Below are 24416 nucleotides of genomic sequence, written 5' to 3'. Positions count from 1 at the left end.
CGTAGTTCTCCTTTAGAATGTGAGAGCTAATCTCTAGGCATTTGCGCGTCTACAGAGGTCTAAGGTTAAAAAGCTCTTCTTTCGCACTTCAGGCTTTGGTGAAGACTTGTGCAATGTATAGGTTTTTATAATGGAATTTTTAAATAATTTTTTCTCTACTAGCCAGTTTATTCCCCACGGACATTGCTACCTTTGGAAACCAGGATTGGTGTGGTTACATCTGATTTCAGATGTGTTAACTGGACTTGCTTATTATTCAATTCCAGTGATGTTGGTTTATTTTGTTCGTAAGCGGCGAGATATGCCTTTCGGCTGGATATTCCTAATGTTTAGCACATTCATCGTTGCTTGTGGCACAACTCATTTAATGGATGTATGGACGCTTTGGTATCCTACCTATTGGCTATCAGGGTTGCTCAAAGCTATCACTGCTTTTGTCTCCGTATTAACGGCTATACAGCTTGTGCCATTAATGCCGCAGGTGCTGGCTCTATCGAATCCTGCCCAACTAGAGGCTGCAAACTACCAACTAGCAAGGGAAATTGCTGAACGCATACGGACTGAGGAGGTGTTGAGGGAAAGCGAACAACGCTGGCAATTAGCTTTGCGCGGCAATAATGATGGAATTTGGGACTGGAATGTTAAAACCAATGAAGTTTTCTTCTCGGCTCGCTGGAAAGAAATGCTTGGTTACGAAGATAATGAAATTTCTAACCATTTAGATGAATGCGTAACACGAGTGCATCCGAACGATCTTGATTGGGTGAAACAAGCGGTTCAAGATCACTTTGCTCAGAAAACACCGTTTTACATTGCCGAGTATCGAGCTTTATGTAAAGATGGCACCTATAAATGGATTTTAGATCGAGGGCAAGCACTGTGGGATGAAGATGGTAATGTAGTACGAATGGCAGGATCGCATACTGATATTACCGATCGCAAGCAAGCAGAGGAGACACTAAATAGCCTACTTAACCAATTAGAAAGCATGGTTGAGGAAAGGACAGCAGAGTTAACAAAAATCAACAAATCACTACAGACAGAAATTACTGAACGCCAGCGAATAGAAGAAGCATTGCGAGAGAGCGAACAGCGATTTCGTGCTGCATTCCATCAAGCTGCTGTTGGTATTGCCCATATCGCAATCGATGGAAGCTGGTTGTTAGTTAATCAGAAGCTTTGCGATCTTCTCGGTTACACACTCGAAGAACTACAGTTGCTAACTTTCCAAGATATTACTCATCCAGACGACCTTAATACTAACCTGAAATATGTTGAGCAGATTTTAGCAGATAATATTCAAACTTACTCGATGGAAAAGCGCTATTTCCGCAAAGATAATTCCATAGTTTGGGTTAATCTCACTGTGTCTTTAATGCGCGAATCTAGTGGGGAGCCAAAATATTTTATTTCTGTAGTCGAAGACATTAACGAACGGAAAGCCGCGCAGCGCGAACGCAAGCAGTGGGAGGAGCAAATTAAAGCATCACTATTGGAAAAAGAGGTGTTATTAAAAGAAATTTACCATCGAGTCAAAAATAATTTACAGGTTATTTCTAGTCTGCTAAACCTGCAATCTGCATATATCAAAGACAAAGAAGATTTGGTAATATTTCAACAAAGCCAGCAGCGGATTGCATCAATGGCTCTCGTTCACGAAAAATTGTATCAATCTCAAGACTTAGCAAAGATTAATTTTGGTGAATATATTCGAGATTTGGTAGCAAGTTTATTTACTGCTTATGAAGTCGATGAAAACGCGATCACTTTGACAATCAATACCGAAGATTGTATCTCCCTCGGTTTAGATACAGCAATTCCTTGTAGCTTAATTATCCATGAACTTGTATCTAATTCCTTAAAATATGCATTTACCAAAGGCAGTAATGGTGCAATTCATATTGAAATCAAGAAGATAATTAATAACAAATTGACACTGATAGTTAGTGATAACGGTATTGGCTTACCACCAAACTTTGATTTAAAAAAACTTGCATCATTAGGCTGGGAGTTGGTAGATGCTTTAACCCATCAGCTAGCAGGAAATATCAATATTACAGGCGCTACTGGAGTAGAGTGTCAAGTGACATTTCCTTTACCATAAATACGCAATTAATAAAAGATGACAAACGCAAAAATTTTAGTTGTGGAAGATGAAGCTATTGTTGCCAAAGACTTACAATATCGGCTTAATAAATTTGGTTATACAGTACCTGCTATCGCTTCTTCAGGAGAAGAAGCGATTAATATAGCAAGAGAAATATCTCCAGATTTAGTCCTGATGGATATCAAGCTTAAAGGGTCAATAGACGGGATACAAGCTGCTGAAGAAATCTATAAGCGTTTGGATATTCCAGTAATTTATTTGACTGCTTATGCAGATGAGAACACATTAGAACGAGCTAAGATAACTGAGTCGTTTGGATACCTACTGAAACCTTTTAAAGAAAGAGAATTACAAACAAATATTGAAATAACTTTGATTAAACATAGTTTGGAAAAGCAATTAAAAGTTAATAAAAAATGGCTGGATGCACTTTTAAAAAGTATCAGTGATGGTGTGATTGCTAGCGACTTACAAGATTTAATTACTTTTATGAATCCGGTTGCTGAAAATCTGACTGGATGGAAACAGTCAGAAGCTTGTGGCAGAAATTCCTCAGAAGTATTTAATATTGCTAATGGCAAAACTCATAACCCTATTGAAAGTCCGATTATAAAAGTTCTTCAAGATGGTACGATCGTTAATCTTCCCGCAGAAACAATTTTGATTACTAAAGATGGTGCAGAAATACCAATTGATCACAGCGCTGCACCGATTAAAGATGACAAAGATAATATTACAGGCGCTGTATTAGTGTTTCGAGATATTACTGAGCGCAAACGAGCGATTGAGGCGCGTCAAAAGCAAATTGAGCAAGAACAACTTGTGGTGCAATGGGAAGAGATAAATCAACTCAAAAATGACTTTTTGAATTTAGTTTCTCACGAACTGCGATCGCCTCTGAGTAGTATCAAGATGATGATTCAAATGATACAACTATCTAATAATGCTGAGGATGCTCAACGCTATCTAAAAGTAATGGAAAGCGAGTGCGATCGCGAACTAGAATTAATCAACGATCTACTAGACTTACAACGGCTAGAAAGCTCATCCTATCCAGTTATTACACCTGATACGTTGCTCTTACAACAGTGGTTACTTTGGGTTATTGAGCCGTTTCAAATCCGTGTTCAAGAACATCAGCAAACTCTACAGCCGAATTTCCCTGCAAATCTCCCGCCGCTATTCTCAGATGGCATTAGCTTGGAACGCATCATAGTAGAATTGCTCAATAATGCCTGTAAATATACACCTGCGGGTGGTGAAATTGTCTTAAGTGTAAGTCACAATTCCTCGGAAGCACCTGCAAAAACTATTATTACTGTCAGTAATTCAGCAGAAATTCCGGTAACAAAGTTACCACGGATATTTGATAAATTTTATCGTATTCCCAATGCAGATATCTGGAATCAAGGTGGTTCGGGATTAGGTTTATCTATAGTACAGAAATTAGTCGAACAATTGCAAGGAAATATTCAAGTAGAAAGTGGCAATGGATGGACTACATTCACTCTTGCATTAACTGATTTATAGTACTCGATAATCCAGAAATTGCTAGGTGAGGTGGGGAGTAAGGAAAAATTTTTATGTTGTCAAATTTTTGGAGACTTAGCAAAGTTGCTTTGAAATACTAATAGGTTTTTGATATTAAAATTTCATAAATTTGAGAGTTGTTCGTGTTGGGTTTCCCTGCCATCCAAACCAATCTATATTAATAGAATTTATGATAAGTTATTACCCGAACTTGCTATGAGATAATTAAAGGAAATTATTAAATATCAAAAAATGTCATTAACTATATCTTCCACGCCTCAAGGTTTTAGTGCATTCATCACTAATTTGGGAATACGAGATACAACTGATGATTTTGTCTTTATTAAATCATCAGTTCCTTGTGTTGCAGATGGAGTCTTCACTCAAAGCCTTTTTGCTGGGCCAAGTGTTACTATTAGCCGCGGGAACTTAAAAGATTCACAAGCACAAGGAATTGTCGTTATATCTAAAAATGCAAATGTAGCTAATGGTTCTGTTGGCATCGCTGACGCCCAAGAGGTTCTGCAATTAGTTGCAACTGAAACTGGAATTACTGCACATAATATTGTGATAGCTTCTACAGGTGTAATTGGCAGACGTTACCCTATTGAAAAAATCCGGGCTGGTTTATTAGGATTGGGTAAAAAATTGACTGATGCTGATTTTCATGCCGCAGCTCGTGGTATTATGACTACTGATACAGTAGCGAAACTAGCTACACGGCAAATAGGAAATGCCAAGCTAGTAGGAATTGCCAAAGGTGTTGGCATGATAGAGCCTAATATGGCTACCCTCTTAACTTTCTTTTTTACTGACGCTGCAATTTCTGCGAATAACCTTCGTTCTATTTTTCGCTCTACTATAGATAAAACCTTTAATTGCCTGAGTGTAGATACGGATACTTCTACTAGTGACTCTGCTGTGATTCTTGCTAATGGAATAGCCGGTGAAGTTTCAGAACCAGATTTTGCTAGTGCATTGCAAGAAGTTGCACAGGAATTAGTGCTGAAAATTGCACGAGATGCAGAAGGTGCTACTAAGATAATTGAGGTGACTGTAGATTCAGCGATTAACTATGCACAAGCTAAAACAGTAGCTAAAGCAATTGTCAATTCACCATTAGTAAAAACTGCTGTTTATGGAGCCGATCCGAATTGGGGAAGAGTTGCTATGGCTATAGGTAAATGTGAAAACGAACATCAGATCAATCCAGAAAGAGTTGTTATTCGTTTTGATAATGTGAAAGTTTATCCTAGTAGTTTAACTGATGAAAATTTGGAACAGTTACGCAAAATTATGTCTAAAGATAAAGTAAATATTCATGTTAGCCTTAATATTGGCGAATCCTCTGCAACTGTATGGGGTTGCGATCTTTCAGAGGGTTATATAGAAATTAATGGTAAATACTCAACTTGATTAGACTTCTTGCATAAATGCAAAATTTGCCTGCAACTCCTTCTCCCAAAATTGCGAGAGGGGAGCGTCTCGTAGATAAGGGTCGATTAGGGACGATTTCTCATTATACCTTTTGCAAAAGTCCCTAATATCATGTCCGGTTAAAGACTTATCATTAAGACCGCAGGGGGCCGAGGTGCAGAGGGGAAGGGTTTTTCATTGGTGTCAACTTAACGTATAAGCTAGATTTGGCGAACTTTTCAGGTTTGACCCTCACCCCCAACCCCTCTCCCAAAATTGGGAGAGGGGAGCAAATTCTCTAGTTCCCCTTCTCCCTACTTGGGAGAAGGGGTTAGGAGATGAGGGTAAAACGTCCTCTCAAAGCAGATTTTTTCTTAAGTTAACACCAATGAGGGTTTTTGGGCTTTTTTTTAACGAACCGCAGAGGCGCAGAGGAAACAGAGAGAAGAGAAAAAATGCTTAACCCAAGCGTATTGGTTTATATGTAGTAGATGAAATCCAGTTCAATTCGCAACAAAAAACGATCGCCATTCTGGCAAAACCTTATCGATCGTGAATTATTTCATCTATAGGGGTGTATATTTATGCTCCTGAGCTTTTAGAGATTTATAACGACAAACACGATATTAATAAGAAACATTGGAATGTTTCTCACAAACATTCCAACATTCCTTACAAACATTGCAATATTAATACGAAACATTGCAATATTCCTCACAAATATCATGATATTAATAAGAAACATTGCAATGTTTATAAAAAACATCATGATGTTGGTAAGAACAGCTTCTGTTAAGACCTAATTAAAACAGCTACCTCTGCGCTATTTTATGAAAAAATTTCTTACCAGTCTTTTGACTGTGGGTGTTTGTCTAACGCCTTTAACAGTAATGCTCATAGCTCAACCCAGCTGGGGACAGACTCAAAACTCGCGATCGCAAGAAGCACAAAGACTGCTAGAGCATCTTATGTATTTGAACCATATCTGTTGTAGGGGGGCACAGCATTCCTCATAGGTGTATTCAGGTAGAAGTTATGTAAGAGAAAGGGTTTTAGGGTTGCCCTCATGTCCTAACCCCTTCTCTGTACAAACCGATTTACTCACAGCAACTTATCTGGTGTAATTGGCAGATCGCGAATCCGCTTACCTGTGGCATGATAAACTGCATTAGATATGGCAGCAGCTAGCCCAACAATCGGAAGTTCCCCCAAGCTTTTGGTTCCTAGTGCATTCACATAAGGATCGCGTTCTTCAATAAATTGCACTTCCATATTGGGGATATCTGCATGAACCGGAATCAGGTAATCGGAAAGGTTAGCACCAACTATTCTGCCCTGATTAGCATCCATTACAGTTTTCTCCATCAGCGCCATACCGATTCCCCAGGTAATCCCGCCGATAACTTGACTCCGCGCTGTCTTGAAGTTGAGAATTCGCCCAGCACCATAAACGCCTACGCAACGTCTAACTTTGATTTCTCCCAACAATTCATCAACTGCAACTTCGATAAATATCGCCCCAAAAGAGTGTTTGGCGTATTCTTGGCTCTCTGGCTTGAGTGACGATTCCTCTGTAACTTCTAAACTTTCTAATCCATGACGGCGCAGAATATCGGTGTATCTGTCTCGCTTCGATGGGTCTTGTTTTAAGAATATTTCCCCTGACTCAACGGTAATATCTTCTGCTTGCGAGCCATAAAGCAGAGAATTTGCATCTTCGATCGCCATTTTAATTATCTTATCCCGTGCCGCGATCACTGCTTTATACACCGCCGGAGAAACACTCGCAACTGTCATTGAGTTTCCTGTAATCGGGAAGGGTATTTTTACCAGAGATGGGGTTTGTTGGTGAGTAACAACATCTAGCACACCAGGGGCGACTGCGGCTGCGGATGCGTCTATTTGGATAATTTTACCACTGGCGATCGCGCTTTGAAAAATCACTCCATAAGTTAAATTCTCTATTGGCACATCGGCTGTGTAAGGTGCTTCTCCCGTTACTTTCAGCCTACCATCAACGCGATCGAGTGGTTTCCCAATAATTTTATTCATAATTTTTCTGCCACAACTGAGAGGGCGCGTACCAAAGTGCGTTTGACTAACTCAATTTTGAATTCATTGTGTGTTTGCGGTTTTGCTTTTTTGACGGCTACTGCGGCTGCGGCTGTAAAGATATCTTCGTTAAGCTAAATCGGAAGGATGAACGGCAATACAATGTTCGCTAGCTGCGAAAATAGCGTGCATTCGATTGTAACCTGTAATTGCCGAACAACCTATACCGGGAATACGTTTATTACAAGGAAAAACTGGATCGCGAAAATAAGCACAGCGAACTCGTTGTAGTAAATTCCCGCCTACTGTTGCTATATTTCGCAGTTGCGGTGAAGCGCTTTGTAATAAAGCTTGGCTAATTACTGGATAACATTCCTGAATTTTGGGATGAAAAGCCACGTCGCTCATTCGAGAGATAGCACCAATGCGGATTCTCTGAGGTTGAGATTCAATATCTGCTAAGGGCAAACTATTAATATCAATTAATATATTCGCTGTTTGAACTCCATCTTTCATTAATCCCAGCAAATCTGTGCCACCAGCAATAAATGCAGCAGTTTTGTCTTGCTCAACTGTGGCGATCGCCACTTGTTCTGAGGTAACTTTAGCATAACTAAATGGCTGCATCTTCTATTTCCTCTAGCACATCCCGAATCGCTGCAATAATATTTAGATATGCTCCACAACGGCAAAGGTTTCCACTCATTTTTTCTCGAATTTCTGCTTCATATTTTGGCGGTTATTCTAATATCTATTCCTACGGCTGAGATAATTGGGCCTGATGTACAGTATCCACATTGAAAAGCATCATGGGTAATAAAGGCTGTTTGCATGGGGTGGAGTTTACCATCTTGTGGTAATCCCTCAATTGTGGTAATTTCAGTACCAATATGCATGATTGCCAAAGTCATACAAGAGTTAATTCGCCGATTATTAACTAATACAGTATATGCACCACATTCACCGCGATCGCAAGCTTTTTTAGTGCCCATCAAACCCAGCTTTTCTCGAAGTGCATCTAGTAATGTCACACGAGGTTCTAGCTTCAGGGAGTAAGATATATTATTAACATTCAGTGATAATTCTACTTCCTCTGAACCGAATATTTTCGTTTGCTGGGTAAATGAGTCTGAAGTTATTAACGCTAAGGAATTTTCTTGCATATTTCACGTAGATAATAATTACATAATTTACTATAGTAACGATAAAAAGTCTGCGATTATTCTAGCTAGACTTCCTGAGATTTATAATCAAGAGTGAATTCTGACTTAATAATATGAACACAAATCTCACTCAGAAATTATCCCAACCCATAGTGAAGAAAGTTGCGATTGTCGGTGCTGGCCCAGGCGGTTTGGCTACTGCGATCGCACTGATAAGCCAAGGGATAGAGGTTCAAATATACGAAAAAGCCCAAGAATTTCGTCCGGCGGGAAGTGGACTAGGACTAGCTCCGAATGGCTTAAATTCTCTAGATGCGATCGCACCGGGAATTGTCGAAACTCTCAAAAGTTCAGGATGCGAGGTTCACCACACGGTTTTAAAGAATATTCAGTCTGAGACAATCCGAACTAACGCAACTAAATATATAGAACAATACGGACAACCGTTGTTAACTATTTGGTGGTATCGTCTACAGCAAGTCTTAGCATCGAGATTGCCATCTGATATCATTCACCTCAATCATCGCTGCATCGGCTTTGAGCAAGATGCAAACGGTGTAGAAATTCATTTTGATGGAAAAAAATCAGTAGATGCAGATTTGCTGATTGGGGCTGATGGGGTTAACTCTGCGATCAGAGAAACTTTATTTGGCGAGGGTAAGCCTAATTATATTGGTAGTATGTGTTGGCGTGCCGTCATTAAGTATCGCCACGAGCTATTTAATGACTATGAACTAGTTTTTGTCAAAGGCAATCAACAGTTTATGTACCTTCTTAATGTGGGCGGCGGCTATACCAGTTGGATTAGTCGGAAGTTTTCGCCTGAGTACTCCCTTTCCCACAGCACCAATGAAGTGAAATCTCGCATTCTCGATGAATTAGCCGACTGGGATAAATCCTTCCGAGTGGTGGTAGAAGCGACACCAGCCGAGGAAATTTGGGAAGGGCCAATTTGCGATCGCCCACCGTTAACTCAATGGAGTCAAGGCAGAGTCACTCTCTTAGGCGATGCCGCTCATCCAATGGCACCTGCAATGGGACAAGGAGCCAATACCACTTTTGAAGATGTATACCAACTGCGAGAGTGTTTTTCTGATTCAGCTAATCTCCAAGAAGCTCTGACTAGCTACGAACAGTGTCGCATTGAGCGCACAAAACTCATCCAAGCTCGTAGTGCCTTAGGTGAAATGCGGTACTATGACATTAACACCCTGGCATCTACTGGACAGACGCAAGAGCGCCAAATGAGTCTTAATGATGATTTTCACAAATGGGTGTACAACTTTAAGCCATCTGTAAAAAGTTAAATTATTAGTGTGGTATTAGTAAAGTTACTTTTATCACAACTAGCGCCTAAATTTACAGCAAGTGCTAATCTTATCGAGTAATTTTAGGTTATCAGAAGTGACTGTTTTTAGTCAAGCCCTCAAACACAACAAATTCGTTGAGTAATTGAGAATTACTCGCACACAATCAACATAACTTCATCTAATTGTTAATTTTCATGAAAAGTTAATAGCGATCCAATAGAGTTCAAAATGAGTAACAAAACCCAGATGTAGAGACTCAATTTGTCGCGTCTTGAAAGACCAATTATCTACACCAATAACCCTTAACCCAAACCTATTGGATTGCTATTAACTTTTTGGCTAAAAGTGAAGTATTAAATCTCGCTTTGGAGGTGCTAAATTACCCCTATTTTTGGTCGACATTGAGCGCAACTAATCAGTTTAGCGTCTAGTTTTAAGTTCCTGAAAATTCTCAATTGTCAAAAATATTTCTTCATCAGCTATTTGACTATTGTAATCGATATTAATTTTAGTTGGATAGCCAAGTTTAGCATTGTATTCTACATCCAGATTGGATGCCTTACGGTTGATAGCATCTTGAATCACATTAAAGAGTTCGGGAATTGTGTCGTATTTTTGAAAGAATTGCGGATTAACTGGTTTCCCAGTAGCTACAGAAGTGATTGAAGTTGTTTGACCATTACGTACTTCAATAACTACTGGCCCTCTAGCATCTTGTATACAGAAGCAACTGTTGCTAACTGTAATCCGATAGTTAGAAATATTTGCTTGTTCCCACAAACGTTTATTAAATCTTAACCGTCTTGAATTCAAGTTATTATTCGTTTGTGTCTGGCATTGTGCTTTATCTGCGGGAGTTTCGGACATTGCTGTTAGGTTCAGACCTAGAGATAGCAATAGTGTTGCACTAAGAATGATAGGTAAGCGCATATTAATCGATTTATTGTTTTTTCAAACTATAACTATTATTATAATACAATAGATTTCAACTTATTTACGAGAGGCTGGTTAAATAAATTTTATCTTTGTAATTAATTTTATTCGTAGATAAATCTGCATTTTTAAGAATGCTCTTCAAAACAACAGAATTCACTGTTAAAATACGACCAGTCCGCTCACTCAAACCGGACACACAGCTTATAATTACTCAAATTTAATGATCTAACTATACTGGAAAAGGATGTTTTATGAGCTTAGACAGTCGTTTTTTACTTGACCTGCCGCACATTGAGGCAGAACTGACTTACTTTACGCCAATGGCAGAAAAACCTGTCATCTATACCTATGAACGACCACCAGGGATTCCACCATCCAACCGGAAGTTCGAGACACACAAGGTGCCAATCCATAACATACGGGCGGTTTCGCAAGACATATCTCTAGATCGAGAAGGCTTTAGACTTGTTGTAGCCCATAGCAATGTCCGTAATTTTTATGACGAAGATGAGATTCTTCGTGTCTATTATCCTGAAGCCGAGCAACTCTTGAAAGAGGTAACAGGTGCCACTCGGGTGGTGATATTCGATCACACTCTCCGTAACGCTCAACGCTTGCAGAACGGTGAAAGCGGGATCAGTGAGCCTATTAAGCATGTACATAACGACTTTACAGCCAAATCTGGCTATACTCGCGCACGTAAAGAGTTGACAGCACAAAGGGTAGATAACATTGATGAATTACTACAGCAAAGGTTTGCTTTGATTAACATTTGGCGAGCGATCGCCCCAGTTTCTAAGTCACCATTAGCAGTATGCAACGCTCTTAGTATCGCACCAATAGACCTAGTAGCTAGTGACATAGTGTACCGCGATTACGCTGGTGAAAGCTACTTAATAACCTATAACCCAACACATCAATGGTTCTACTTCCCCCAAATGCAACCCTCGGAGGCACTATTGTTTAAGTGCTTTGACTCCGCAGAGGACGGACGGGCGAGGTTTCCTGCTCATACTGGCTTTGATGACCCAACTAGCCCACCAGATGCTCCAGCTAGAGAGAGTATTGAATTGCGGACGCTGGTTTTCTATCCTACATAAGGATGATGACAGCTGGTATCCACATCATCGGCTTCGGAAACTGTCCACCGTCAGCACGCTGATCTGTGTTTTTCGCGCACAGGTGTGGCGCGAGTCGGAACCGCTCAACACAGCAGCAGACATACATTTGCGACGTTAGCGATCGCGTCTGGAGTCACGGCGGATAAAGTGGCGCTGTGGATCGGCGATGACGTGACTACAGTCTTAAAGTATTACTGCCACCCAGAAACAGTTTTGGCTGAGTGTCCAGACTTTTGATTTATGCTACTCAAAATGCTACTCAATTTCTGTTGAAATCTTTGGGAAATAAGTATTTATGATTATCCTGGTAATGGGTGTGTCTGGTTCTGGGAAAACCACCATCGGAAAACTGCTAGCAGACTCCTTAGAATGGAAATTTAACGACGCTGATACTTTCCACTCGCCAGAGAATGTTGAGAAAATGCGCCGTGGTATCCCTCTGAGTGAAGATGACAGGATGCCTTGGTTACAAGATTTGCAAACAGCCATAAAACATTGGCTGCAAGAAAAAAAAAATGTGGTGCTGGCGTGTTCGGCTTTAAAAGATAGCTATCGGCAATTTTTGGTATTGGATAGCGATGGCTCCGCCAACGCCAAGGGCGATCGCATCAAGCTAGTTTACCTCAAAGGGTCTTATGAGTTGATTCAAATGCGCTTGCAAGAACGTAGCAATCATTACATGAGCGAAAAACTGCTCGATAGCCAGTTTTATACACTTGAAGAACCAGTAGATACTCTATGTATGGATATTGAACAGCCACCCGATAAAATTGTCCAAAACATTAGAACGGCTTTGGAAATTTAGCTTATTGGTGACAACCGTAATATTAAGATTAATCACGTATCTAGGAAAACACGAACTTTTAGCAACTAAATCACATCAGATGTTAAGTCTAAAGAAATATCAAAGCAAGCTGATAACTGTAATGGTAGGAGAAAACTAGTGTTTATAAGATTAGCGCAACAGCATCAGCAATTCGTCCAAGACTTGGTAATGAACCTGCAAGCCTTGACAATTATACTTGAGCGGCGTGGCTATACTGCGTCTTGTTATACATGCGGCGAGCAAATGAAGAGTGCTTCATTTATGGTTAGCCTAAAAGAAAAGCACCTGATTCGGTTTTTAGTGTCTGATTACGGAATTACTTGGATGGAATTGTGGGACGATCGCGAATTAATGAAATTGGAAGGTGCAGAAGCGATAAACCAGTTACAAGAGTTGGCTAATCTTGTTAAGTATTCCACTACTGTACAATTGACAAATTGATACTAGACTGATTGAATCACACATAAAAATTAATAAGTATAACTTTTGCACAGGTATGTAAAATAAAATATTAGCTTATATTTAGTAAATTCATGCACGGATCTGCAAAAAACAAAAGCACCATTTTATTCTGAACCAAATAGGTCATATAAGACACTTAGGCAAGTGGATTATGCATAGGTATGCAAAGACGAAATGAAACTTATTATTTATTTTTGCACACGTGTGCAAAAATAAATAATAAGTCCAAAACAGGTTTTGCACACCTGTGCATAATAGAGTGCGAAAGTACCATTTAACAAATACAATATCGACAAGTAGAAAGATATGTCTCAAACTCTAAATAATGCCATTCTTCAGGTTCAAAACAATCCCTTGCATTCACTAGAAGAATGGGAAGAAGACTTACTTAATCGCTATCCAGATCCAGATAGCATAGTTAAAGAAGGTAAAACTAGCGAAGAATATAGGAATTACGAAACGACTATTAGAGATACGGTGAAAGAGTTTTATCGGTTAAATCATATTAATCAAACATATAATTTTGTGCTTCAAAAAGAAAAAGAATTTTTAAATTTTGATAAAAAAGAAATGTCTGTTTGGGATGCGGTCGAATTTTTGAATCAATTGGTTGATGATTCCGATCCTGATACAGACATCGATCAGTTACAACATCTATTGCAAACATCAGAAGCTATTCGCGCCGATGGTCATCCTGACTGGATGGTACTTACTGGCTTCTTTCACGATATGGGGAAAGTGCTTTGTCTATTTGGTGAGCCTCAATGGGCTACTGTAGGAGATACTTATCCTGTAGGTTGTGCATTTTCTGATCGAATTGTTTTCTCAGAATTCTTTAAAGAAAATCCTGATTATAATAACCCCGATTACAACACTAAATATGGCATTTATCAGCCTAACTGTGGATTGAGTAATGTACATCTTTCATGGGGTCATGATGAGTATTTTTATCAGATGATGAAAAACTATTTGCCTGAACCTGCATTATATATGCTTCGCTATCACTCATTTTATCCTCAACATCGTGAAAATGCGTATGAACATTTGATGGATAAACACGATCGAGAAATGTTTAAATGGGTAAGTTTATTCAATCCATACGATTTGTATTCAAAAAACCCTATTTCTTCTGATTGGCAGAAATTAAAACCATACTATGAAGATTTGGTAGCTCAATATTTACCTTCAACATTAAAGTTTTAAACTGCATGAAGAAAAATTCAAAAGTCAGAATTCAGAATATTCTATTTCTGAAAGGATATAGTAATAAAAAAATATTATATGTATAACAGTTATGCAAATGTTTTTTATCCTTAATCAGGCTTAAAAATATTATTTTGTTTACTCCTCTATTGCTTTCAAGGGATGGAGGATCAATAACAAATAAATATGCTTAACAAGCAGATTTGAGTTAGTTTAAAAAATCTAACTAAAGGATGTTTGCATTTATCCAAATCTAGCTTTTATAATTAAATAGTTCTCTACTAAAATAGTATCTTTTCTGAAAGCGGTTGATTGATAAATGTTAACGTTTTTAACATTGACTCTAATATTGAATAGACCAATTTATGCAGATACCTCGAAATGAAGACTTTGGATTTGATTAAGAGATTTAAAATCTTTTTTATTTGTAAAGTTCAATAAACAAAATTAATTTTTGCACGGAAGCGGGATAAAATGAAAAAAGTCAAAACAAATAAAAGATTACAAGTTTAATAAAACTAACTAATTTTTGAAAATTTCACTTAAAAGCTGTTTCCAGGCTACGCATTACGAAATAATTCCACTAAAAAATAATGTAATTATTTGAAGTAGTGTAATATTCATGATTTTGTTTTAACAATAAACCATTTATCGTGAAACTAATAGCAATCACTCCAATTATGTCAAATCACAAGACCTTTGGAGTTTAAATTCCAAAAGCTAGTGCGATCGCTAGGTTAGGTCTAAGTTTTTCAGACCTAGTTTAGATTGTGATGACATCGCTTAAATTTCAATCCGTTATTATAAATATGAAGAGAATTTCACTGATAGTTGGCATATTAGGTTTCGCGGTTGTTGGTTGCACAAATGGCGCTCAAAATAACAACACTGCTACTAATACTACTAACAAGGCTACTAATATAAGTGCAGAGAATCTTAGTACTTCAAATAGAGAATTGCAAACAATCGGCGTAGCTTTGGGTGACTTAGGCAATCCCTTCTATGATGCTGTGCAGAAGGGGGCTGAAAAAGAAGCTCAAAAAATTGGAGGTAATATCAAAGTTAACGCAGTTTCTAGTGCCTTTGATCTGAACCAACAAAGCAACCAAATCGAAAATTTTACGGCGGCGAATACCGATCTAATTATCCTCAGCGCTGTTGACAAAAAAGGAGTTAAACCAGTTATCGATCAAGCAAGGCTTGCAGGTAGAGTTGTTATTGCATTAGATTCAGCTGTTGATGCCGATGTGGATGCGATGATTAGTTCCAACAATATCCAAGCTGGTGAGATTGCTTGCCAATATATTGCCGATCGCCTCAAAGGTCAAGGCAGTGTAGTCATTCTCAACGGTACTCCGATGGACTCAATCAATCAGCGAGTAAGTGGTTGTGAGAAATCATTGTCTAAATATCCTAATATCAAACTCATCTCTAAAGAGCAAAACGCGGAAGGGACAAGGGATGGCGGACTGAGAGTCATGAGTGATTTGCTGACAACCTTTCCCAAAATTGATGCCGTTTTTGCTACGAACGATCAAAGCGGTGTTGGTGCAGATTTAGCAGCTAGACAAGCAAGACGCAATGAATTTTTTATTGTTGGGGTTGATGGATCGCCAGATGCAACCAAAGCAATGGAAGACAAAGATGGTGTCTTTGCTGCAACTGCTGCTCAAAATCCCGCAGGGATGGCTCAAAAAGCGGTTCAGATTGGCAACGATATCATCCAAGGTAAAAAACCTGAGTCATCTGAGATTCTAATTCCAGTCAAGTTGGTTACTAGAGAGAACCTTAGCAGCTACAAAGGCTGGTAATTTGTAATTCGTAATTACAACACAGAAAAGGCTTGATACAGGAGGGATACAATACTTTACTCTATTTTTTGAACAATACATCGTTTCTAAATTTGGTGTAAATAAGCATGACTTTTAGGAGATATATGAATGTGAAAAAGATTGTGTTTACCTCTGGTGTTGCGCTTCGTGTAATCGCAACAAGCATACTAGGTATCATCAGTAGTAACCTTGTCGGCTGTACAAATGGTTCTCCCGATGGCAACACTGCTACTAACACTGATATTAAACCTGCTACCAATATTAGTGCAGAAACTAAAACCGCCACTGGGAATAGAAAGTTGCGATCGGTTGCCTTCACCGTTGGCGATCTAAGTAACCCTTTCTTCGTCGTTATGGGACAAGCAGTTGAGGCAGAAGCGAAGAGAATTGGCGGAAAAGATGTCAATGTTATTATAGCTTCCAGTGCTTATGACCTTAACCAACAAGCCAATCAAATTGAAAATTTTACTGCGGCGAATACTGATATCATTGTTTTGAATGCTGCTGATAAAAGTGGAATTAAGCCAATAGTTGAAAAAGCTAAACTTGCAGGTAGAATTGTCATTGCCGTAGACACAGGTGCTGAGGGAGGTGTGGATGCCACTATCACTACTAATAATATCCAAGCTGGAGAAGTTAGTTGCAAATATATTGCTGACCGCCTTAAAGGCAAAGGCAATGTCGTAATAGTTAATGGCCCACCAGTGGACTCGGTGATTCAGCGAGTTAGTGGCTGCGAGAGTGTATTGTCTAAATATCCCGATATCAAAATCCTCTCTAAAAACCAGAATGCAGATGGTAGTCGGGATGGAGGACTGAGAGTTATGACTGATTTGCTGACAACCTTTCCGAAAATTGATGCTGTTTTTGCCATCAACGATCCGAGTGGAGTCGGCGCAGAACTAGCAGCTAACCAAGCACAACGTAAAGATTTCTTTATTGTCGGGGTTGATGGTGCGCCAGAAGCAATAACTGCGATCGCAAATAAAGATGGTTTATATGCAGCAACTGCTACTCAAAATCCGCGAGGAATGGCCGAAAAAGCAGTTCAAGTTGGCAACGACATTTTAAATGGGAAAAAACCTAGCAATCCCACCATTTTGATTCCAGTTAAGTTGATCACAAAAGATAACGTCAGCACAGAAAAAGGCTGGGAGGAATAAAAATTGTGAATTTACAATTGAAAATTATGTCTTTTGATATAAACCCTTTGGTGCATTTGTAAAGTTTTTGCACATACCTAAAATGTCCAGCAGTTTTCACTTAAATTAATACCAAACCTCATCTCTATTCCTATCTTTTTTTAATAGAAAGATGGGTTTAGAAAGAGGTTAAAACTCTGCTGCACTCAATTGAGAACCGCTATGTATGTGCATCAGGGGAAAGTCTGAGTGTCTATTTATAGCACTCAAATTTTCCCCACAACCTCTATTAAGTAACGTTAACAACAAAGGATGAAAATATCTCTTCGTTATTCCCTATTTTCAAAATAGTATTCAGCTTTTAAAACATGATTTTGCAAGCAATCAAATATGAGTTTATTAGTTTCTAATTCACAATCGCAAATTTTAAATAGTTTTTACAGGTTTTGCTGATGACAACAAATATTGAAACCTCACTTTCTGATACACCAACCAGCACCCCAGTGTTAGAAATGCAAGGGATTACAAAACGATTTCATGGTGTATCTGCGCTGCAAAATGTTAATCTCACCATTTACCCAGGAGAAGTTCACGCCCTCATGGGTGAAAACGGAGCAGGCAAAAGCACATTGATGAAGATCCTGGCTGGGGCTTACATTGCAGATGTTGGAGAAATTCGGATCAATGGTCAACCCTTGAAAATTACCGATCCAGCAACAGCACGCAAATCGGGTATTAATCTCATTTATCAAGAACTGAATGTTGCACCGAATTTAACCGTTAGCGAAAATATGTTTATGGGTAGCGAGTTGCGGCGAGGTCAGTTTTTAGACCGCAAAGCAATGCAACTGGAAGCAGAGGAAGTGCTGGAAAGCCTAGGAGCCAATTTTACCGCGCAGACTATAGTTGGTAGCTTATCGATCGCTGAACAGCAGCAAGTGGAAATTGCCAGGGCATTAAAGGATAAAAGCCGCGTTTTGGTGATGGATGAACCAACAGCAGCATTGTCTGACCGCGAGAGTGACCATTTGTTTGAGGTAATTCGTAAACTGCGGCGTGATGGCATTGCGATTATTTACATCAGCCATCGCATGGAAGAAATCTATGCTCTAGCTGACCGAATTAGCGTGTTGCGCGATGGTCAATATATTGGCAGTCTCACACGCAGTGAAATTTCTCCCCAGCGATTGGTGCAGATGATGGTCGGTCGCTCTATGCAAGACTTTTACGAACATCAACGGCAAATGAATCCGGGCCCCGTCGTGCTGTCAGTCAGAAATATGAGCGACGCGCGCAAGAAGATTGAGCCAGCTAGTTTTGAACTTCATGCTGGAGAAATTCTCGGTTTAGCGGGGCTGGTTGGTGCTGGACGCACAGAACTATCCCGGCTGATTTTTGGTGCAGACCGCAAGGCCAGTGGTGAAGTATTTTTGAATGGCAAAAAACTGGAAATTAATACCCCCAGTGATGCCATTGCTGCCGGAATTGGCTACGTCCCGGAAGACCGCAAAGACCAAGGTTTATTTCTGGAGATGAGTTCCCGCAAGAATATTGCCATCAACACACTCAAGCAAGATGCCAAAGCTGGAATTGTTAACTGGGGTTCAGTGAATCGGCTGTCAACAGACGCGGTGGAAAACTTTAATATCCGCCTAGCGAATTTGGAAATTAGAGCATTGGATCTTTCTGGTGGTAATCAACAGAAACTACTGCTAGCGCGTTGGTTAGCCATTAAGCCGAGAGTGTTGATGTTAGATGAGCCGACACGCGGCGTAGATATCGGTGCTAAAAGCGAAATTTACCGAATTATGAGCGAATTAGCAGCGCAAGGTGTTGCTATTTTAATGGTTTCCAGCGAACTATCGGAAATTGTCGGCATGAGCGATCGCGTCTTAGTGATGCGAGAAGGACAGCTGGTAGGCGAACTGGATGGCAGTCTTGGCAAAGAAATCACCCAAGAAAAGATTATGCACTATGCAACTGGAGCATCGGAGGTATTAGCATCATGAGTCAGACAGTCAGACCGCCTATCAATAAATCAGCCACCAATCCCGTATCTGGCAACCGGAAATCAATCAGCACTCTGTTGGAAGTTGCGGGTATTCTGCCAATCTTAGTAATTATCTGCATCTTATTTGCATTCCTTTCTCCCAACTTCCTCACAAGCGGTAACATCGTCAATATCTTACGTCAGGCATCAATCAATATTGTGCTGGCGACAGGAATGACCTTTGTAATTCTCACTGGAGGTATTGACCTTTCCGTTGGGTCAATCTTAGCTGTTTCTGCCGTAGTTGCCCTGCTGGTATCGCTATTGCCGGCTTTAAGTTGGGCGGCTGTACCTGCTGCCTTGCTAGCAGGATTACTTTTAGGCTTAGTCAACGGCGCTCTCATCACCTTTTTGGATGTACCACCTTTTATTGTGACGCTGGGTTCACTTACAGCCTTGCGGGGTGTTGCCTTTTTAGTTGCCAAGGGGACAACGCTGATTAACCGTGACATAAATTTTGCTTGGGTGGGTAATACATATATTGGCCCCTTTCCTTGGCTAGTGATCATTGCGCTACTGACTGTGATAGTTAGCTGGTTTGTGCTGCGGCAAACTGTTTTAGGAGTGCAGATATATGCCGTCGGTGGTAACGAGCGGGCAGCCAGATTAACTGGCATTAAAGTTAATCGTGTCTTGCTATTCGTCTATGGTATTAGTGGATTACTGGCAGGTTTAGCAGGAATCATGAGTGCTAGCCGTCTTTATAGTGCTAGTGGCATCGTCGGTACTGGTTACGAATTAGATGCGATCGCAGCTGTTATTCTAGGTGGAACCAGCTTTACAGGTGGTATTGGTACCATTGGCGGCACTCTTCTAGGTGCATTAATCATTGCTATTCTCAACAACGGTTTAACTCTGTTGAACCTATCTTACTTCTGGCAACTAGTCGTCAAAGGACTAGTAATTATTTTGGCAGTAACGATCGATCGCTTACGCAGACGTTCTAGACGGTAAAGAATCAATGTATTTGGGCATTGGGCATGGGGCATTGAGAATAGGGGATGAGTCTTTAATAACTTGTGAATGAGTCTTTGAACTCCATTAATGAGTCTTTAATACTCGTGAATGAGTCTTTGAACTCCATTAATGAGTCTTTGAACTCCATTAATGAGTCTTTGAACTCCATTAATGAGCCTTTTAACTCCGTTAATGAGTCTTTGAACTCCATTAATGAGTCTTTGAACTCCATTAATGAGTCTTTGAACTCCATTAATGAGTCTTTGAACTCCATTAATGAGCCTTTTAACTCCGTGAATGAGTTTTTGCTTTCTACTTCTCCTGCTCCCCACTCTCTTATCTCTCTCATCCCCCCAATGCCCAATGCCCAATCCCCAATGCCCTATGCCCAATTCCCAATCCCCAATATATAAACTATGTCTTCCACTACTGTTCGTCGTAAAGCCAACACGTTTTATGTCATTTTGATTGCTGGTGCTGCGGCACTCGGCGGGTTTTTATTCGGTTTTGACACTGCTGTAATCAATGGCGCAGTTTTCTCTCTAGCAAAAGCTTTTAATACCAGTAGTTGGGTAACAGGGCTAGCAGTATCCCTAGCGTTGCTGGGGTCTGCGGTAGGAGCCTTCTTTGCCGGACAAATTGCAGACCGTTATGGTCGAGTCAACGCAATGGTGGTCGCTTCGGCGTTATTTACTATCAGTGCCATTGGCTCTGGGTTTGCCTTCACTATCTGGGATTTTATCTTTTGGCGATTATTGGGTGGGATTGGCATCGGCGTTGCTAGCGTTATCGCGCCGGCTTACATTGCCGAATGTTCTCCCACCCATTTGCGCGGAAGGTTAGGATCTCTGCAACAATTAGCGATCGTAGTGGGAATTTTCGCCGCCTTATTGAGCGACTACTTTATCGTCGCTCTGTCAGGAGGTTCAGCAGATTCGCTGTTGTTGGGGGTTCCAGCCTGGCGCTGGATGTTTTGGACAGCAGTCCCACCAGCAGTATTCTATGGGATGGTAGCTTTAACAATTCCTGAATCCCCCCGTTATTTAGTTGCTAAAGGACGAGAGCCAGAAGCTGCTAACGTTCTGACCAAGATTTTAGGGGGTGACGTACTGCCAAAAATTGAAGAAATTCGGCAGACAGTGCTTCGTGAACGCCAACCCAGCTTTTCTGACCTCTTAAGCAGAAGTGGCGGACTCTTGCCAATTGTTTGGATAGGAGTAGGCTTATCTGTATTACAGCAATTTGTTGGGATTAATGTAATCTTTTACTACAGCAGCGTTTTGTGGCGTGCAGTCGGGTTTTCCGAAAAAGATTCCCTATCAATCACGGTGATTACAGGAGCCGTCAACATTATTACAACACTGATTGCGATCGCCTTCGTAGATAAATTTGGCCGCAAACCCTTACTCATAATCGGGTCAATCGGCATGACTTTGACCTTGGGGACGATGGCTTATCTTTTTGGCAATGCTCCCCTCGATGCTGCTGGGAACCCCAATCTTACCGGAAGCGCCGGGACTATAGCTCTCATCGCCGCCAACCTCTATGTATTTTGCTTCGGTTTCTCCTGGGGGCCAGTGGTTTGGGTGCTGTTGGGAGAAATGTTTAATAACAAAATTCGAGCCGCCGCACTTTCGATTGCTGCTGCTATGCAATGGGTTGCCAATTTCATCATTTCCACAACATTTCCTCCCATACTGCAATATTTCGGTCTAGGTTCTGCCTATGGACTCTATACAATTGCGGCAGCTACCTCATTCTTTTTCATTCTCTTTTTTATTAAAGAAACCAAAGGAATTGAGTTGGAAGATATGTAATTGACATCCATTTAGTACCTCTGTGCGTAATTCATAATTCGTATCTCTGTGTCCTCTGCGTCTGGAGCGGTTATTAAAAAAAGACTTTAACAAATAGTTTTAGCCTTATACCGATTACCGGCTTTGTTGAATAGAACAAGGGGCTTAAGCCCCTTGTTCTATTCAAGCGTGATTTTATGGAGTTTTATAAACAATTGGCTTGGGATTAGATGGGGTTGAGAGCAACAGATAAATTCCAACCTTCTGCCTCCTGCCTTCTTCAGAACTGATAACTGCAAAGTAATTGAAAAGTATGCAGCAGTGTGTTGATAAATACAGCATTTTCCTAATTGTTATTATGAGTCTGTATTCCCATCTGTGATGCTACATCCCAGAAAAAATATTAGACAACAACTAAATACAAACTCTCGCTTCAGTAAATCAGTAAAAAGATGGAAACTATCAATACGGCTCTTTGTTCTTCTGGTTTATCCGGCATGGTATTTCATGCGCCGTTTATTGATTTGCATCCCGGATTTAAATTAGTCGGTTCTGGGGAAAGAAGCAAAAAGCTGATACAGCAACATAGTTCACAGGGCAGTTATTTAGGTTATTACGATGCAGTGTATAAATCTATTGTTAATAATCAGCCAACTGCTGTTACTGCTGAAGACGGAATTAATGTAATGCGGATTATAGAAGCGGCTATTAAAAGCAGCAATGAGCAAAAAGTCATAGCGTTACTTTAAGTGAGCTAAAACCCCAACTTAAAATATGTAACTTTAATGCTGATTAGCTTAGAAGCTGGAAGCTTTGGTTCGAGTGCGATCTATTTAGTTACAAATTCAGAATTAAACCATTTTAAAGTTATAAACCAATGCTAAAAATTATTTTTCATAGCTTTTTTCTCCTATTTTTGGCAATTCCAGCAGTTTGGGCAGCACCTCCAGAAGATGATTCTAATGCAGCAGATGCTAATCGGAATTTGCAGGGACAAGTAAATTCTGTTTCCCAGTTTTCTGATGTACAACCAACCGATTGGGCGTTTGGTGCATTGCAATCGCTGGTGGAACGCTACGGCTGTATTGCAGGTTATCCCAATTCCACCTATCGCGGTAATCGTGCCTTAACCCGTTATGAATTTGCCGCAGGTTTAAATGCTTGTTTGGATCGGATTAATGAGTTAATTGCTACAGGTACTAGCAATTTAGTTAATAAGCAAGATTTAGCAGTGCTGCAAAAGTTGCAGTCAGACTTTGCCACAGAACTGACAACTCTGCGCGGACGAGTAGATACTGTAGAGGCACATACAGCAACATTAGAGGCGCAGCAGTTTTCCACTACTACTAGGTTGAATGCTCAAATTATTACCGCCATTAGTGATACCTTTGGTGATAGAGTAGGTGGCGATCGCGATGAATCCAATCTCTACTTTTCAAATCGGGGTCGTCTCAACTTTGAGAGCAGTTTCACTGGCAAAGATTTATTGCGAGTCCGGCTAGAATTTGGTAACTTTGCCAATTCCACCAATGGTGCAAGCCAAATTGCCGCAGCCACTGGCACTGGAATGACACGCCTGAACTTCGACTATGACAGCAACGATACACTTTTTGTCCCCCACATCCGTTATTACTTCCCAGTCAGTGATTCCCTTAACTTCGTTGTTGGGCCTACAGGCATTGGTTACACCGACATTTCAACCACCGTCACTCCCCCCACAATTGCTGATGACGGCAATGGAGTTCCCTCACTATTTGGGTCATACAGTCCCTTATTCCGGCGAGGTGGCGCTGGTGGAGCCGCTAACTGGAACATTACTAAAGACTTGGTTCTCACTTTGGGCTATTTAGCAACCAGTTCTAATGTGCCATCGGCTAGCAACGGCTTATTTGATGGTGGCTACAACGCCCTAGCGCACTTAGCTTATTACGGTAAGCAAGGAGCAATTGGTGTTGCCTACTCTCATGGCTATAGCCCTGCTGGAGCAATTGAACTCTCTGCTGGGACGGGTAGCGCTCTGTCAAACGCTCCTTTTGGCAACAATATTGCTACTTCTAACGATATTGTCGGCACACAGGGATACTATCGCTTCTCCCCGAATTTCCAAGTCCACGCTTGGGGTGGATATATTTGGGCAAATGCCAAGAATTCTGGTTTGAGTGATATTTCCAATGGTAGAGGTGGAACAGATTCTCTGTTTGTGAACAATGGTGATAATGCCAATGCCTGGTTTGGGGCGATTGGTGTGTCGTTTCCCGATGTGGGTGGTAGAGGCAATCTGCCGGGAATTCTCTTTGGTATACCACCCCATATCTCTAACAGTGATGTTCGTCAAGAACGAGACAACGCTTATCATATCGAAGCATTTTATCGTTATCGACTAAATGACAACATCTCAGTTACTCCTGGTTTTTGGGTGATTCTCAACCCAGAAAACGACAACAGAAATGATACGCAGTATGTGGGTGTACTTCGCACAACCTTCGATTTTTAACTGAATATGAATGGTTTGC

Annotated in this window: 22 protein-coding genes; 16 read left to right on the top strand and 6 right to left on the bottom strand. The window is 40.4% G+C overall.

The window, feature by feature from the left end; all coding sequences use genetic code 11:
- The first annotated feature begins 130 nt into the window (after positions 1-130).
- The 3 genes from NLP_RS27725 to argJ all read left to right on the top strand — a co-directional run bounded on the left by NLP_RS27725 (position 131) and on the right by argJ (position 5053).
- Complete coding sequence (locus NLP_RS27725) at positions 131-2104, top strand: PAS domain S-box protein (RefSeq protein ID WP_104909137.1); 1974 nt, start codon at positions 131-133, stop codon at positions 2102-2104.
- Positions 2105-2122: 18 nt separating this feature from the next.
- Positions 2123-3637, top strand: coding sequence for a hybrid sensor histidine kinase/response regulator (locus tag NLP_RS27720; RefSeq protein ID WP_104909136.1), 1515 nt, complete (start codon positions 2123-2125; stop codon positions 3635-3637).
- 252 nt (positions 3638-3889) lie between these two features.
- Positions 3890-5053, top strand: coding sequence for a bifunctional glutamate N-acetyltransferase/amino-acid acetyltransferase ArgJ (gene argJ, locus NLP_RS27715; protein ID WP_104909135.1), 1164 nt, complete (start codon positions 3890-3892; stop codon positions 5051-5053).
- 1101 nt (positions 5054-6154) lie between these two features.
- Here the strand turns inward: argJ and NLP_RS27710 are convergent.
- From NLP_RS27710 to NLP_RS35670, 4 genes are all read right to left on the bottom strand, one after another.
- Positions 6155-7105 carry a xanthine dehydrogenase family protein molybdopterin-binding subunit gene (locus tag NLP_RS27710; RefSeq protein ID WP_104909134.1) on the bottom strand — a complete coding sequence of 317 codons (951 nt, stop codon included), beginning with the start codon at positions 7103-7105 and terminating at the stop codon, positions 6155-6157.
- Between the two features lie 129 nt (positions 7106-7234).
- Positions 7235-7732: an FAD binding domain-containing protein gene (locus NLP_RS27705; RefSeq protein ID WP_234017093.1), complete on the bottom strand. Its 498-nt coding sequence runs from the start codon at positions 7730-7732 to the stop codon at positions 7235-7237.
- Positions 7719-7811 (bottom strand): hypothetical protein, encoded by a 93-nt coding sequence (locus NLP_RS35675; protein ID WP_267894894.1) that lies wholly within the window; start codon positions 7809-7811, stop codon positions 7719-7721. The genes NLP_RS27705 and NLP_RS35675 overlap by 14 nt, the downstream gene beginning before the upstream one ends.
- Positions 7812-7830: 19 nt before the next feature.
- A complete protein-coding gene (locus tag NLP_RS35670) occupies positions 7831-8268 on the bottom strand; it encodes a (2Fe-2S)-binding protein (protein WP_267894893.1) in 438 nt (145 codons plus the stop codon).
- Positions 8269-8381: 113 nt separating this feature from the next.
- Here NLP_RS35670 and NLP_RS27695 point away from each other — a divergent pair, with 113 nt between their 5' ends.
- The gene (locus NLP_RS27695) at positions 8382-9575 is read left to right on the top strand and encodes an FAD-dependent oxidoreductase (RefSeq protein WP_104909133.1); all 1194 of its coding nucleotides are present in this window, start codon (positions 8382-8384) and stop codon (positions 9573-9575) included.
- A gap of 423 nt (positions 9576-9998) precedes the next feature.
- On the opposite strand, the gene NLP_RS27690 is transcribed toward NLP_RS27695, so the two are convergent.
- A complete protein-coding gene (locus NLP_RS27690) occupies positions 9999-10508 on the bottom strand; it encodes a DUF6174 domain-containing protein (RefSeq protein WP_104909132.1) in 510 nt (169 codons plus the stop codon).
- A gap of 257 nt (positions 10509-10765) precedes the next feature.
- Here NLP_RS27690 and NLP_RS27685 point away from each other — a divergent pair, with 257 nt between their 5' ends.
- The 9 genes from NLP_RS27685 to NLP_RS27645 all read left to right on the top strand — a co-directional run bounded on the left by NLP_RS27685 (position 10766) and on the right by NLP_RS27645 (position 20104).
- Positions 10766-11614, top strand: coding sequence for a CmcJ/NvfI family oxidoreductase (locus NLP_RS27685; RefSeq protein WP_104909131.1), 849 nt, complete (start codon positions 10766-10768; stop codon positions 11612-11614).
- 84 nt (positions 11615-11698) lie between these two features.
- Complete coding sequence (locus NLP_RS27680; RefSeq protein ID WP_234017092.1) at positions 11699-11872, top strand: hypothetical protein; 174 nt, start codon at positions 11699-11701, stop codon at positions 11870-11872.
- A gap of 58 nt (positions 11873-11930) precedes the next feature.
- The gene (locus tag NLP_RS27675) at positions 11931-12440 is read left to right on the top strand and encodes a gluconokinase (protein ID WP_104909130.1); all 510 of its coding nucleotides are present in this window, start codon (positions 11931-11933) and stop codon (positions 12438-12440) included.
- Positions 12441-12578: 138 nt separating this feature from the next.
- Positions 12579-12902: a DUF1815 family protein gene (locus NLP_RS27670; RefSeq protein WP_104909129.1), complete on the top strand. Its 324-nt coding sequence runs from the start codon at positions 12579-12581 to the stop codon at positions 12900-12902.
- Positions 12903-13229: 327 nt separating this feature from the next.
- Complete coding sequence (locus tag NLP_RS27665; RefSeq protein WP_104909128.1) at positions 13230-14126, top strand: inositol oxygenase family protein; 897 nt, start codon at positions 13230-13232, stop codon at positions 14124-14126.
- 809 nt (positions 14127-14935) lie between these two features.
- Complete coding sequence (locus tag NLP_RS27660) at positions 14936-15937, top strand: ABC transporter substrate-binding protein (protein WP_104909127.1); 1002 nt, start codon at positions 14936-14938, stop codon at positions 15935-15937.
- Positions 15938-16062: 125 nt separating this feature from the next.
- Positions 16063-17121 (top strand): ABC transporter substrate-binding protein, encoded by a 1059-nt coding sequence (locus NLP_RS27655; protein ID WP_104909126.1) that lies wholly within the window; start codon positions 16063-16065, stop codon positions 17119-17121.
- Positions 17122-17552: 431 nt separating this feature from the next.
- Positions 17553-19109, top strand: a complete 1557-nt coding sequence (locus NLP_RS27650; RefSeq protein ID WP_104909125.1) for a sugar ABC transporter ATP-binding protein — start codon at positions 17553-17555, stop codon at positions 19107-19109.
- Complete coding sequence (locus tag NLP_RS27645) at positions 19106-20104, top strand: ABC transporter permease subunit (RefSeq protein ID WP_104909124.1); 999 nt, start codon at positions 19106-19108, stop codon at positions 20102-20104. Before NLP_RS27650 ends, NLP_RS27645 begins: the two co-directional genes overlap by 4 nt.
- Before the next feature lie 55 nt (positions 20105-20159).
- Here the strand turns inward: NLP_RS27645 and NLP_RS27640 are convergent, their stop codons facing one another.
- Entirely contained in the window at positions 20160-20471 is a 312-nt protein-coding gene (locus NLP_RS27640) for a hypothetical protein (protein WP_234017091.1), read from the bottom strand.
- A 52-nt stretch (positions 20472-20523) separates the two neighbouring features.
- Here NLP_RS27640 and NLP_RS27635 point away from each other — a divergent pair, with 52 nt between their 5' ends.
- The 3 genes from NLP_RS27635 to NLP_RS27625 all read left to right on the top strand — a co-directional run bounded on the left by NLP_RS27635 (position 20524) and on the right by NLP_RS27625 (position 24397).
- Positions 20524-21924 (top strand): sugar porter family MFS transporter, encoded by a 1401-nt coding sequence (locus tag NLP_RS27635; RefSeq protein WP_104909122.1) that lies wholly within the window; start codon positions 20524-20526, stop codon positions 21922-21924.
- 431 nt (positions 21925-22355) lie between these two features.
- A complete protein-coding gene (locus NLP_RS34410) occupies positions 22356-22652 on the top strand; it encodes a Gfo/Idh/MocA family oxidoreductase (RefSeq protein ID WP_199784709.1) in 297 nt (98 codons plus the stop codon).
- 128 nt (positions 22653-22780) lie between these two features.
- Entirely contained in the window at positions 22781-24397 is a 1617-nt protein-coding gene (locus tag NLP_RS27625; protein ID WP_104909121.1) for an iron uptake porin, read from the top strand.
- The last annotated feature ends 19 nt before the right edge of the window (positions 24398-24416 follow it).

The sequence above is a fragment of the Nostoc sp. 'Lobaria pulmonaria (5183) cyanobiont' genome (assembly GCF_002949795.1).
GTDB lineage: Bacteria > Cyanobacteriota > Cyanobacteriia > Cyanobacteriales > Nostocaceae > Nostoc.
The sequence above is the reverse complement of the archived record's forward strand: the minus strand, read 5'-3'. Positions and strand labels throughout refer to the sequence as shown.